The sequence below is a fragment of the Euzebyella saccharophila genome, assembly GCF_014855495.1.
GTDB lineage: Bacteria > Bacteroidota > Bacteroidia > Flavobacteriales > Flavobacteriaceae > Euzebyella > Euzebyella saccharophila.
The window spans coordinates 333547-347359 of the sequence record NZ_JACYFJ010000002.1 but is presented as its reverse complement, the minus strand read 5'-3'; the positions used below and the strand labels follow the sequence as shown (position 1 = coordinate 347359).

Annotated in this window: 7 protein-coding genes; all 7 read left to right on the top strand. The window is 39.7% G+C overall.

Translation table 11 applies throughout. The features are described from left to right. Window positions 1-262 precede the first annotated feature (262 nt). The 7 genes from IL355_RS08005 (at window position 263) to IL355_RS07975 (ending at window position 13779) form a co-directional block, all read left to right on the top strand. Entirely contained in the window at window positions 263-3331 is a 3069-nt protein-coding gene (locus tag IL355_RS08005) for a SusC/RagA family TonB-linked outer membrane protein (protein ID WP_192461654.1), read from the top strand. A gap of 8 nt (window positions 3332-3339) precedes the next feature. Continuing rightward, on the top strand, window positions 3340-5151 hold the full coding sequence (locus IL355_RS08000; protein WP_192461653.1) for a RagB/SusD family nutrient uptake outer membrane protein: 1812 nt from the start codon (window positions 3340-3342) through the stop codon (window positions 5149-5151). A gap of 34 nt (window positions 5152-5185) precedes the next feature. Next, the gene (locus IL355_RS07995; protein WP_192461652.1) at window positions 5186-8038 is read left to right on the top strand and encodes a SusC/RagA family TonB-linked outer membrane protein; all 2853 of its coding nucleotides are present in this window, start codon (window positions 5186-5188) and stop codon (window positions 8036-8038) included. Between the two features lie 20 nt (window positions 8039-8058). Then, a complete protein-coding gene (locus tag IL355_RS07990; protein ID WP_192461651.1) occupies window positions 8059-9786 on the top strand; it encodes a RagB/SusD family nutrient uptake outer membrane protein in 1728 nt (575 codons plus the stop codon). Window positions 9787-9828: 42 nt separating this feature from the next. Then, on the top strand, window positions 9829-10854 hold the full coding sequence (locus tag IL355_RS07985; RefSeq protein WP_192461650.1) for a DUF5627 domain-containing protein: 1026 nt from the start codon (window positions 9829-9831) through the stop codon (window positions 10852-10854). 8 nt (window positions 10855-10862) lie between these two features. Beyond that, window positions 10863-12455, top strand: a complete 1593-nt coding sequence (locus IL355_RS07980) for a carbohydrate binding domain-containing protein (RefSeq protein WP_192461649.1) — start codon at window positions 10863-10865, stop codon at window positions 12453-12455. A 148-nt stretch (window positions 12456-12603) separates the two neighbouring features. Continuing rightward, the gene (locus tag IL355_RS07975; RefSeq protein WP_192461648.1) at window positions 12604-13779 is read left to right on the top strand and encodes a glycoside hydrolase family 5 protein; all 1176 of its coding nucleotides are present in this window, start codon (window positions 12604-12606) and stop codon (window positions 13777-13779) included. The last annotated feature ends 34 nt before the right edge of the window (window positions 13780-13813 follow it).

Genomic DNA, 13813 nt, shown 5'->3' with positions numbered 1-13813 from the left:
TTTAACATTTACCACAGGAAATCAATGATCATCCAATTGGTAAACTATCTAATAGCAAGTTTAGAATGGGTAATTAAGAATTCCAATATCTGAAGAGGTTTAATGTATGAATTTACAATTACCGTTTTCTTCGGGTTACAACTCAACAAAGAATAACAACCCAGACTACTGAAGTATGATTATAAGGCTTCCTATTTCAGTACATCTCAAACGATGTATTGAGCTTACAGTTAAAATTAGATTACTAAGCTTTTTGTGCTTTATGCTTCCGGCATTGATGTGGGCCAATGGAGTACAACAAGACTTGATTACGGTATCAGGTACTATAACGGAGGCAGATACCAATCAACCTATTATTGGGGCAAGCATATTGGTGCAGGGGTCCACTAGGGGGGTAATGTCAGATTTTGATGGAAACTATAGCATAGATATACCAGAAGACGGTACGTTAATAATAAGCTACATTGGTTATGCAAAGCAAACGATTAAAGTAAATTCTAGAACACAAATTGATATAGTCATGACCGCTGAGGCTTCGGAACTGGATGAAGTCGTAGTAGTAGGTTATGGAACTCAAACCAAGGAAAGTGTTGTGGGTTCAATTTCTCAAGTATCCGGTGATGCCTTAATGCAGTCCGGTGGTGTTTCCACAGTAGGTCAAGCCTTAACAGGGCGTATTCCTGGGGTAACCACTATTTCCTCTACAGGTAGACCGGGAGATGAGTCGCCCCAAATATTTATAAGGGGACAAAGTTCTTGGAACGGTGGAGGCCAACCTTTAATCTTAGTTGATGGTATTGAACGTACCATGAACGATATTGACCCAGGTGATATAGAAAGTCTTTCAGTTCTTAAGGATGCTTCTGCCACCGCGGTATTTGGGGTAAAAGGAGCTAACGGAGTTATTTTGATTACAACCAAAAGAGGTAGGGAAGGAAAAGCTCAACTATCACTAACTGCCAGTTCTGCAGTTAAAACACTATCCAAAATACCTGAAAAGTTTGATTCCTATAACAGTCTTCTTGTTGCCAACGAGGCTATTGAAAGGACCGTGCCGGTAAGGGAAGAAGCGTGGCGAAATTACACACCAATTGATATAATTGAAAAATATAGAAATCCGGCCAACGAGCAGGAAAGTTATGTGTATCCCAATATTGACTGGGTAGATGCAATGCAAAAGGACTTTGCCATGGATTACAGAGTGAATCTTTCCGTGGCCGGCGGTACAAAATCCGTAAAATACTTTGGTGCTTTATCCTATCAACATGTAGGTGATATTTTCGATGCCGGAGGTTTTGATAACGGACGTGATTATAAGACAAATTTCAATTATAACCGCTTTAATTATAGAAGTAATATAGATTTTGATATTACCCCAACTACCAGACTTTCAGTAAATCTATCAGGATACTATGGTTTACAGAATACCAATCAGGCAGATCCGCAGCTCTTGTACAGTAGCATTTATTCTTTAGCCCCCAGTTTATATACTCCACTCTATGATGATGGTGTTTATGGTAGGGCGCTCACGGAGAATTTTGAACTAAGTAATCCCGCTGTCATTCTAACCGCAAAGGGATTTATGCAAAATCATAGGGTACAGGTAAACAGTGATTTTGTTCTTGATCAGAAATTGGATTTTATTCTTGATGGGTTGAGTTTTACAGGTCGTTTATCTTATGATAATAACTTTAGGGGGCAAGGAGGAGTTGTTGAAGACAATCCGGGAGGTTTGGACAATGTTGTCTATAGAATTTATGATCAAGATGGTTCTGAACAATTGGTCTCCCCGGTGGGTACCAACCAATTTGATTTTGTACTGAATCCTTGGGAGCGTAACGGCCTTGCCATACAGGATTGGGAAACGAGTAGAAGGTTATTCTATCAGTTGTCCCTTAACTACGGAAAAACCTTTGCAGAAAAACATAATACCACTGTTTTGGCCTTAATGAACCGTGAAGAGTATGCCATAGGGAGCATGTTTCCTAGATATCGTGAAGATTGGGTTGCAAGGGTGACCTACAATTATGACACCCGTTATTTTTTGGATGTGAACGGTGCTTATAACGGTTCTGAAAAATACGGCCCTGGGTATAAATTTGAGCTCTTTCCATCAGTAGCTCTTGGTTGGATGATAAGTAATGAATCATTCTTGGAATCTGCTGAATGGTTGGATAAATTAAAAATTAGAGGTTCCTACGGAGTTGTAGGTGATGATAGTGCAGGGGAAAGATGGGCCTATCTTTCGCAATGGTCCAGTGGAGGAAGTGCATTTATGAACAATGTAGCACCATATGGGCAACGATCTCCATACATTTTTAGAAGTGAAAGTATAATAGGTAACCCAAGCTTACAATGGGAGACCTCAGAAAAAGCAAACATAGGTTTTGAGTTGACCGTACTCAAAAATAGCCTTTCTATGGAGCTTGATCTTTTTAAAGAAGACAGACATGACATTATAGTACCCGCAAACGATAGAAGCGTACCAAGTTTTTATGGTTTCCGTCCCGCAGATGTCAACATTGGTGAGACAACTGTAGAGGGCTTGGAAGTTTCCTTGGATTATAAAAAGCAATTGACCCAAAACTGGGACGTTTGGGGGAATTTTGCCTATACCAAGGCAAAGGATGAAATCCTTTTTAAGGAGGATCCTCTTTTAAAACCGGATTATCAAAAGGAGGAAGGCTTTGCCATAGGACAACCCAGGGTTAATATTCGTGGAGATATTCTAACATCATGGGATGATGTGTATGGCGCTACCCCACAAGACAACGCCCAAGAAACTCGTAGACCTGGTTATTATGATGAAATTGATTATAACGGGGATGGGGTTATAAACGCCAATGATGCAGTGCCTTTTGGGTACACCACAAGACCTCAAAATACCTATAACCTTACGTTAGGTTCCGGCTATAAGAACTTTTCCTTCATGATTCAATTCTACGGGGTAAGTAATGCCACGAAATATTTTGCGGATAGATCATTTATGATAGAAACACCTTTGTTTTTTGAATTTCAATCGGATTATTGGAGCGTTGACAATCCTGATGGCGAAGAAATTTTGCCTGCTTGGTTAGGTACAGGAGGCGCTACGGACCCGTATAGAAGCTGGCATGACGCTTCATTTGTAAGACTTAAGAATGTGGAGCTTGCCTATACGTTCAAAACAAAGAATAGCAGTAGTTACAGACTGTTTATAAGCGGTAACGATTTGGCATTTTGGTCTGATCTACCAGATGATAGGCAGGATAATACAGGTGCAGGTTCAGAGTTTAGGGGAGATTATCCAACATTTAAAAGATTCAATTTAGGGTTGAACATCAATTTTTAATAAAGTTCATGATGAAGAATTTATACAACTTACTTGGAGGACTTTGTTTAATAGCTATCATAGCTTCTTGCGAAGATTATTTGGACAGGTCCATAGAAACAGAACTCACAGAAGAAGATGTTTTCAAGAACTTTGACAGTGCTCAAGGGTTTGTCGAAGAAATGTACGCTATGATTGTGGATTATAGTACTGCCGCCCATTGGCAGCACTTCCATTGCTATGCCGAAGATGCCGTAGGAATAGACACATGGCAATTTGACTATGCTATTGATGAAGGTCGTTATTGGGAATGGCAGAGGAATGGCACGGGCAGTATGTTCGATGGGCCTACCAACACCAATGCAGACTTGCCTTTTGACCGTGCCAAGCTTTGGCCAAGTAGCTGGGCAGGCATCAGAAAATCGAACATTGTTATTGCCGATGCCGATAGTTTAATGACTGATGCAACCCAGATAGAAAAGGATGCAGTATTAGGTCAAGCCTATTTTTTTAGGGCTTTCTTTCATCACGAAATTATGAAATTTTGGGGAAGTATTCCGTATATAGATCAAGTCTTGGAAAATGACTGGCAGTTGCCAAGACCTTTGGAATGGTCCGAAACGGCGCTTAAAATTGACGAGGATTTTCAAAGAGCGGCAGACTTGTTACCTGAAGATTGGGATGATCCTGCATGGACCCCCGGACAAAAATCACAAGGTCAGAACATGTTTAGAATAACCAAAGGGGCTGCCCTTTCCCTAAAAGCTAAGAACCTACTCTATGCAGCCAGTCCGTTGATGCAAAACAGTGCAGGTACCTATGATTACGACCAGGAATTGGCTAAACGTGCAGCGGACACCTTTGCGGAAGTAATAAAAATGCCTCAATACAGTCTTGTTCCTTGGGATGAGTACGAAACTGTTTTTTATTCCACTCAAGGCAGGTATCCGAACACTTCGGAACATATTTTTAGTCAATCTGGCAGTGTTGGCTGGTTTCAATCCTTTTTACCTACCAATTGGCAGTTAGGTGCCATTGGTCAGAACAATTTGGCTTCCTTTCCCACGCATAATTACATTCAGCACAATTTTGGTATGAACGATGGCCTGTCTTGCGAGGACAGTCCGTCGTACGATCCCGCAAACCCATGGGACAATAGGGATCCTAGACTTTATAAATGGTTGGTGTTGGACGGTGACCAAATGGTGCAGAATCTAGGTGCGGCCACTGGTGAGAATGAAGTGCATAGATATGCCCAATTCCATTCCTCGGGAGAACATAGATACCCTAACAAGGGTAATGGATCTAGAACTGGCTATGTAGCCAAAAAGTGGTTTCCAATTGGTTTCAACAATTTTGATAATCAAGGGGTTTTTGCTTGGAGACTTCATGTAAGACTTACTGATGTTTATTTGATGTACGCAGAGGCCGCTTTGGTCGCTTACGGGATAAATGGGAAACCAGATGGTTTTGATCTTTCTGCCCTAGACGCCATAAATAGGATCAGGGAGCGTGCAGTTCCGGACGGTAGTCTAAATGTACAGCCTCAATATTTGACCGGCACGGATGCTTTTATGGATGAAATTAGAAGGGAACGGGCGGTGGAGCTTTCTTATGAGTCACATAGATGGATGGATATTAGAAGATGGAAACTTGGAACTCAGGAGAAGTATAAGCTTAAAACCGAATTGGTTTTTGATCGTAACTCAGAAGGTAAGGCCATCAATTTTGTAGAACGGGTTTTGAGAACCAAAGTTTTTGAGGAAAAGCACTATTGGTTGCCCTTTCCTAAAAATGATACGGAATTATATGAAGGATTCCCTCAAAACCCAGGATGGTAACAAAATGAATAGAGTACTAGCCAATCAACAATTTATGAAACAATTCAACTTAGTATTTCAACTCTTGTGCTTCCTGTGTATTATTCCAGGTATTGCAACAATCGGTTATTCACAAGCGGTTGATTCTACTCAAACCGTTATTTTACAAGATAATTTGGCTCCCTTGGAGTCTGATTTACAAGAGGAAATACATTTGGGTTTTCAAACAAAGGAAAAAAAGGACATTGTAGGATCATCGGCAACTGTAGAGCCTAAAGATTTTTTAAAGTTTGATACAACCCAATGGGTACAAGACGCGCTTTCTGGACGTATGACCGGATTACGAGGAAGTTCCAATATTAGAGGTGTGGGCAATGCCCTCATAGTTGTAGATGGTATTCCGGGAAGAAGTATAGACCTCCTAAATATGGAGGAAATAGAGGAAATAACTATCCTTAAAGATGCCAACGTTGCCGCTTTATACGGGTCTATGGCGCGCGATGGAGTAATAGTGGTAACCACTAAAAGAGGTTCTACTAAAAAACAGTTCAATGTTAGCGCTAGCACCGGTGTGCGTACCCCGGTAAGTATGCCGGAGTATCTTGGTTCTGCAGAATACATGCAATTGTTCAACGAAGCAAGAATAAATGACGGATTGGCTGAAATTTACACAGAAGAACAAATTAATAATTATAAAAGTGGTACCAATCCCTATAGATATCCTGATGTAGACTTTTATCAAGACGGTAATTTCAACCCAATTACTCCGTATGCCAATGTTACTGCGGATTTTGCTGGCGGAACTGAAAATACCAAATTTTACATTAACCTAGGATTTAAGTCAGATGGAAGTTTTCAATCTGTTAATCCTGATAATGATAAAGGAAACAATCGCTTTAATGTGAGGGGAAATATTGACTTTAAGGTAAACGATTGGATTAATAGTAGTTTAGATGTCGTTGCTATAATTGACAAGAACAAAACATCTTTAAACAACCTATATGCCGCCGGTGCCACGTTTAGACCCAACTTGTACGCCCCGCTTTTACCTATTAATAGTATTGATTTTGATGCCAACCCTGGGCTTAGGGGCATAGTAGATGCCGCCAACCAATTTGATGGGTTTTTATTGGGTGGCACGCAGGCCTTTAGCGGTAATGTACCTGTCGCGGATATTTATGCTGGTGGCTACCAAAACAACCTGAGCAGAATTAGCCAGGTAAATAATTCTATAGATTTTGATTTAAGCGCGATTACCGAAGGCCTGAGCGCAAAATCCTACGTTAGTTTCGATTTTTATAATATCTATAATCTAAGTGTTACAAATCAATTTGCTGTCTATCAACCAACTTGGAGCGAGGATGGTAAAATTATTGATTTAGTGAATGTTAAAGACAATGACCTAAAGGGACAGGTGGAAAATGTGAATACAAATTTCTTTGCTATCAGATATGGATTTTATGGCCTCCTCAATTACGACAAGAAATTTAATGAAAATCATAACATTAATGCAACGTTAATAGGTTTTGCTAACAATACCTATGTTAAGGACGAGAAACAATCAGATAAAAACACACATGTGGCAATCGGTCTTGATTACAATTACAAGGATAAAATATTTGCCAATTTTAGCGGAGCCTATGTAAATTCTGTTAAGTTGGCAGAAAACAATAGAGCTAAATTTGCTCCTACATTGGGTCTTGCCTATGTACTAAGTGAAGAACCTACATTAAAAAACCATAGTTGGTTGGATTATTTTAAATTGCGCTCTTCCGCAGGTATTGTATATTCAGACTTAAGCATTCAGGATTATTTTCTGTACAATGCAATTTATCAACAAGAAGGAGGGGGGTATAGCTGGGGAGATACCAATGGCTCTGGTTACAACAATGCATCTACAAAAATTCTCAGAGGGCAAAATTTAGGCTTGGGCTTTGAAAAAAGAACGGATTACACCCTTGGCTTTGAAACCTTACTTTTTAAAAAGTTATTTGTTGAAAGTAATGTTTTTCAATCCGTCTACGGGGAGCAGGTTATTAGGCCCTCTACGATTTACCCAGATTATTATAACTCATTTAGACCTTATAGTAATTTCAATAAAGACCAATATTCGGGTTTTGAATTTGGAATGAATTATAGAACGGAGTCAGATAATTGCTTTTTTAATTTAGGAGTAAGGGCGCTTTATACCCAATCTAAGAGAACAAAAGTAGATGAGATTTATCAAGACGATTATCAAAACCGACAAGGAAAACCTGTTGATGCTATATGGGGCTTAGAGGCTTTAGGGTTGTTTAGTTCTAATGACTTTAACGAAGATGGCAGTTTAAGAGTTGGTTTGCCAACCCAGTATGGGACTGTTAGACCTGGTGATATTAAATATGTAGATCAAAATGGCGATAATATGGTCAATGATCAAGATTTTGTTCAAATTGGCAGGTATGGAGCCCCTTGGAGCTTTGGGTCTGATCTCACTTGGTCTTACAAAGCATTTACCATATTTGCCCTTTTTACGGCACAATTAGGGGGAGATGCCGTTTTGGATGGGGATTATTATAGGCCACAGGGAGATGATAAATATTCTGAGGTGGTAAGAGGCCGTTGGACGGCATCCAATTCAAATGATGCCACTTTTCCAAGATTATCCTCCATTGGTAACACCAACAATTTTGAAAAAACCTCAACATACTGGCTCTATAACAATGACTATTTTAGAATCCAAAGGGTGCAGTTGACATTTGATTTACCAGAGCAACTAGTTTCAAAATTTGCAATGAATGACATAAGCTTATTTGCCTCGGGCTCCAACTTAACAGAGTTTTCAAAAAACAGGAAGGTAAGGCAGTTACAATTAGGAGGCAACCCCATGTTTCGCTATTTCTCGTTCGGAGCTAGAATGAAGTTTTAATGCTCAAAATTATGAAAGAAATGAAAACCAACATTTTATATATATTCTTTGCCATAGTAAGTTTTATAACGGTTTCATGTAGTCTGGTGGAACCGGTCGATGAAAATCTTTTGGGAGAAGAAAGACTGAATTTTGACCCAGCTTTTGCTGAAGGAGTACTATTGAACGCTTATGAAGATTTAGTGAACCAACTCTCGTTCAATGATGCTGCCACGGATGATGCGGTAAACAACTTTTTAAGCAGTTATAGAAGAATGGCCATTGGTGAGTGGAATGCTCAAAACGCATTTACCAGTAGGTGGTGGCAGTATGAACATGTGCTTTACGCCAATAAATTTATCTCTTTGATCGATGAAGTTGTCTGGAAAAGGGATGAGGAAACCAACGAACTTTTTAAGCAAAGATTATATGGCGAAGCGGTTGCGCTAAGGGCTTTAAGACATTTCTGGATACTACAGGAACATGGCGGTAAAGGGCAGTCCGGGCAATTATTGGGAATCCCCTATATAACTGAATTTTTGGAGTTCGATGCCGATTTTAATACCTCAAGATTGGGCTTTGAAGAGACAGTTTCTAGAATTGCGGCCGATTTTGATGAGGCTTTGGAGTATTTACCGTTGGATTACGATGGTGACTTATCTAAAAAACCCGCACGTTACAATGCCGTAAATGATGAGAAATATCAGTTTGTATTTGGGGCCGACCAAGACAATAGAATTAGCGGAAGAACAGTAAAAGCATTTAAGACCAAACTTTATTTGTTAGCGGCAAGCCCGGCTTTTATGGATGGTCAAGGTAATTATTATGAAGAAGCTGCCAATATTTTAGCAGAATTATTAAACGATATTGGGGGAATTGGAGGTTTAGATCCTGAAGGTCATTATAATTTTTACCAGTTTGCTATTGGTACTAGAAATTTTCCAGAAGTTCTATGGCGCGGTAATGCCTCAACGTTTCAGACATGGGTAGAAAGTCAACAATTTCCTCCCTCCTTAAATGGTGAGGGTAGGTTGAATCCTTCTCAAAACCTGGTAGAAGCATTTCCAATGCTTGATGGGCAACCATTTAGTATTTCCCATCCAGATTATAATCCCAATAACCCTTTTGAAAATAGGGATCCTAGATTGAGCAGGTATATTCTTTACAATGGCAACGATTTAAATGGTAGGGTAGTAAACACCGGAAACGATGGTGGTATAGATGGTATAGATCAAGTAGCACAAAGGTCTACGAGATCAGGTCATTACCTCAAAAAATTACTTGATCAAAACGTCATCATTAGTGCAGACGGTACCATTACGGGTTCTGAAAAAATTAGCGTCTACGTCAGATATACAGACCTGTTCTTAATGATGGCAGAAGTAACCAATGAATTGGGTGGCCCTGACCAAGCTATTGAAGGTCTTTCTGCAAGAAATATTATTGCTGCCATTAGGCAACGGGCGGGTATTGGCCTTAATAATTCTGATGCTTATTTAAGCTCGGTTACTTCACAGGAGGCCATGAGAGAATTGATTAGAAATGAACGTAGATTGGAGCTTTGTTTTGAAGGGCATCGTCTTTATGACCTGAGAAGATGGGGGATTTTTGACCAAACCGTGGATGTGGATGGGTTGCAATTTAATGGGAGTACCTATTCCAAATTTTCGGTAGAACCCCGGTTATATGGCTCCAACGCCAACTATGGACCTATACCACAGAATGAGGTAGTTAGGTTTGGTGCTATTGAACAGAACCAAGGCTGGTAAGTAACGATTAAAGTAAGATATTAAGTAACTTTTTCTGAATATATGAAGATTAATAATTTCATTCCGGTATTGATGGTTTTCTTCTTGATTTCGTGTAGTAATGCGGAACAGGATTTTAATGATTTTGAAACTCAATCGGTATATTTTCCATACCAGACGCCGGCCAGGACCTTAATTTTAGGTAATTATGATCAGGGAATTAATGAAAACGACAATGATTATCGATTTGAAATAACGGCTCTTATGACCGGGGTTTATTCCAATGAAGAAGAGCGTAAGGTACATTTTGAAGTAGATAACGGTCTGCTTGCTAATGTAGATAATGTAAAAGCCCTTCCTCCGGATTATTATACACTTGAAACTTTGAGTCCGGTGAGTATTGTTTCTGGAGAAACCAAGGCTAGAATTCAAGTACAATTGTATGAGGATTTTTTTAACGATACCTTGTCATTTGGTGAAGAGAATACTACCAATTACGTGATTCCTTTACGAATTACCCAAGTAGAAAATATTGATAGTGTTTTGGTAGGCCGCAGTTTTGAAACCATTAGCGATCCGGACCCAGTAAATGAGGCACATTGGGATATACTACCCAAAGACTACACCCTATTTGGAATTAAGTTTATGAACCGTTTTCATGGAAATTATCTAAGAAGAGGTACAGATATGATAATGACAGACCCATCTACATTGGGTAGGGAATACAATGCCCAATATACAGTTGATGATGAAGTGGTGTTTGTTGCTACTAGTGGATTTAATAAGGTGTATTTACAAAATATAATAGGAAGAGGAGAGAACTCGAGTCCAGGCAATGTGACCATGGAACTTACTTTTAATGATAATACATGTTCTGTTTCAAGTTATAAAGATGACCCCTATGACATTAGTGGAACGGGGGAATTTGTTGAAGAAGGTGATGAGTGGGGCGGGAAGCCTAGAGATGTTCTATATCTAGACTACACCTATACAGATGCTGATAATTCAGAAACCCACTCGGTCAAGGATACTTTGGTCATTAGGGATAGGACGGCTGTTTTTGAAGAATTTGAAATTGAACTAAAATAATGTACGCGATGGTCAACCATATAAAATATAGAAAATTAGGTGTTATCGCTTATATGCTTTTAATGACCGGCCTACTGGTGTCGTCTTGCGAAAGCGATGATGATTCTTCTACTGAGAGAATATCATCCACTGTACACATGAAAACCTTGCCGAAAGTAAAATATGTGCTTGGTGATGAGCTAGACCTTTCAGAAATTGTTTTAACTATCGATAAAGAGGGTAGCTCTGTAGACGTGCCTTTTTCATCCTTTTCTTCAGAAAACATTTCTGTTGAACCGGCTAATGGTACGGTGCTTGATTTTTCACATGAGCAAGTAACCATAAAAGTTGGCGACTCTGGCCAAGGTATTATTCAAGCCATAAGTGTTACCAATAATGTGGTAGCGATAGAGGTAAAGACGAAAGCAACAGAAAATTATATCAACGGTCAAATGCTAGATCTGAACGATTTGGTTGTTACCTTAATCCGTGAAGATGGGGCCACTACCGATGTGGCCTATTCCGATTTTGATGCCGATATAGAAACAAGTCCGGTAAACGGTGATATTCTAGAAATTAGCAATTCGGAAATAGACATAACATACATTGCTACCAATGTAAAAGTGGCCCAAAATATTCAGGTAGTTCCCTTTTCCCCCGCTACAGGTACCATTGTTTCAATGCCCACCAAGGGGGAATATAAGGTCGGTGAACTTCTAGAGTTGGAAGGTACGAGCATACATTTTACCATGGAGGATGGTCAAGAAATAGATATTCCTTTTGAGAATTTTGAAGATTTTGGACTAACGGCGACTCCTGCCCACGAATCCAAACTAAAATTATCCGATTCCGAGGTTGAAATTATGCATTCAAACGGAACTTCTATAGTAGTACCCATCACCGTCAATGCTTTGGATGTTGTTGGTATGACTATGGAAATGAAACCAGAAAAAACCTTATACAAAGACGGGGAAGCTATCGATTTAAAAGGACTCATATTGCGCTTGGAAGTAAACGGACAGGAAGACTTACTGATTGCAAATGATGATTTTGATATATATGGAATCAACTCTTCACCGGCCCAAGAAGCTATTTATACCGATGGTACCAGTGAAATTGTAGTTTCATATCCAGACCTTGCGGACACCGTTGTCATCTCCTTAGGCTCAGAGATTATTTATGAATCTGACTTTTCGGCCGATGTCGATGGTTGGCAAGTCAACCAGAATGGCGGTGGGGCAGCCAATGTGCTGATTGAAGATGGAATTTTGGTAGCTAAAGATATTGTGGTAGGTACCAACCCATGGGATGTACAGCTTTTTAAACCATCGCTTCTTTTAGAAAAAGATGCCAAGTATAAATTGACCGTTCACGTGAAGGCCTATCCTGGTAATGGCGATTTCTGGTTCTCCATGTCCGTGGGAGATGGAACGGGAAGAGATGGCTGGCAGGCATATGACGGCGGCGGCGGTGTGTGGCTGGCCGGTGATACGGAATATCAGACCTATGAAAAAGAGTTTGTGATGGGCCTCGATACTACCAATGGCGCTCGAATTTTATTGGATATTGGTAATCAGACGAATGCCATAATGGTTCAATTTGTAAAATTGGAAAAATTATAATGTTTACTTTATGTTAGTTGCTAGTAACCTCTGATAAGTTCAGGCTTTTGTACCTACCAACAAAAGCACAATAGATTTTTTGAGTTAAGTTATCCGTTGATTCAGAGGTTACTTTTTACGTTTCTATTTATAATCCAAATAGTTTAAAATGAAAAAGACATATTCTATTTCACTATTCTTCTTTTGCCTGAACCTAAGTTTGGTTACGGCCTGTTCAAATGACAAGCCATTGTCTAACAAGGAGATGAAAGAAGACCCTGTAGTTAGCAAAGAACAAAATGAAACTCCTGAAAATGAAGAAGAAACAGATATGAAGGAGATTTCCCTCGAAGAAATGACAAATCAAGAATTTGTGGTTGCTATGGGTGCTGGTTGGAATTTAGGAAATGCTATGGATACCAAAAGTTCAGATGAGACTGCATGGGGCAACCCTATCACTACTAAGGCCATGATAGATGAAATAGCGGATATGGGGTTTAAAACGTTGCGGGTGCCCGTAACGTGGCAATTTCATATGGGCGAAGGTCCAAATTTTGAAATAGAACCGGTGTGGCTCGATAAAGTGGAAAACATTGTCAATTTTGGGCTCGAGAATCAAATGTTTGTTATTATCAACATACATCATGACGAAGAGTGGATAGTTCCGGTCTACGAAAATGCGGAAGCTACCAAAAATCAGGTTTCAAAGGTTTGGAGCCAAATCGCAGAACGGTTTAAAGATTATGACCACCATCTAATTTTTGAAACATTAAATGAACCTAGGCACAAAGAAACACCGGAAGAATGGACAGGAGGTACTGACGAAGGTAGAGATATGGTCAATCAATTCCATAAAGTAGGTTTAGAAGCCATAAGGGCTACTGGATCTAAAAATGAAACTCGTAAAATTATGGTTTCAACTTATGCCGCTAGTACAGACAACCGGGCTTTGGACCAATATTTGATTCCAAATAATGATAAGAATGTCTTGGTTTCCGTTCATAGTTACTTTCCGTATCAATTTGCCTTGGAAGGCAGTGATCCCAAATGGGGAACCTCTCAAGACCAACAGGACTTGACCGCTGAGTTTGAGAAGATTGAAAATATGTTGATTACGAACAACAGAGCAGTGGTGATGGGAGAATGGGGCTCTACTTTTAATGACAACCCCGAAGACCGGTTGGCCCATGCTAAATTTTATGCCAAGGGATGTGCAGATAGAGGAATCTGTCCAATTTGGTGGGATAATGGAAACAAGGATGAATTTGCCATTTTTGACCGAAGAAATCTCACTTGGATTTACCCTGAAATTGCTGAAGCTTTAGTGAACGCCGTCAAAAAATAAAAGGGAAACCAGAAAGACCCGTACCATTTTCTTC

What these genes read in the sequence shown, in the direction of transcription:
- IL355_RS08005 (WP_192461654.1), top strand. Translation starts at nt 263, where the DNA reads ATGCTTCCGGCATTGATGTGGGCCAATGGAGTACAACAAGACTTGATT.
- IL355_RS08000 (WP_192461653.1), top strand. Translation starts at nt 3,340, where the DNA reads ATGATGAAGAATTTATACAACTTACTTGGAGGACTTTGTTTAATAGCT.
- IL355_RS07995 (WP_192461652.1), top strand. Translation starts at nt 5,186, where the DNA reads ATGAAACAATTCAACTTAGTATTTCAACTCTTGTGCTTCCTGTGTATT.
- IL355_RS07990 (WP_192461651.1), top strand. Translation starts at nt 8,059, where the DNA reads ATGAAAACCAACATTTTATATATATTCTTTGCCATAGTAAGTTTTATA.
- IL355_RS07985 (WP_192461650.1), top strand. Translation starts at nt 9,829, where the DNA reads ATGAAGATTAATAATTTCATTCCGGTATTGATGGTTTTCTTCTTGATT.
- IL355_RS07980 (WP_192461649.1), top strand. Translation starts at nt 10,863, where the DNA reads ATGGTCAACCATATAAAATATAGAAAATTAGGTGTTATCGCTTATATG.
- IL355_RS07975 (WP_192461648.1), top strand. Translation starts at nt 12,604, where the DNA reads ATGAAAAAGACATATTCTATTTCACTATTCTTCTTTTGCCTGAACCTA.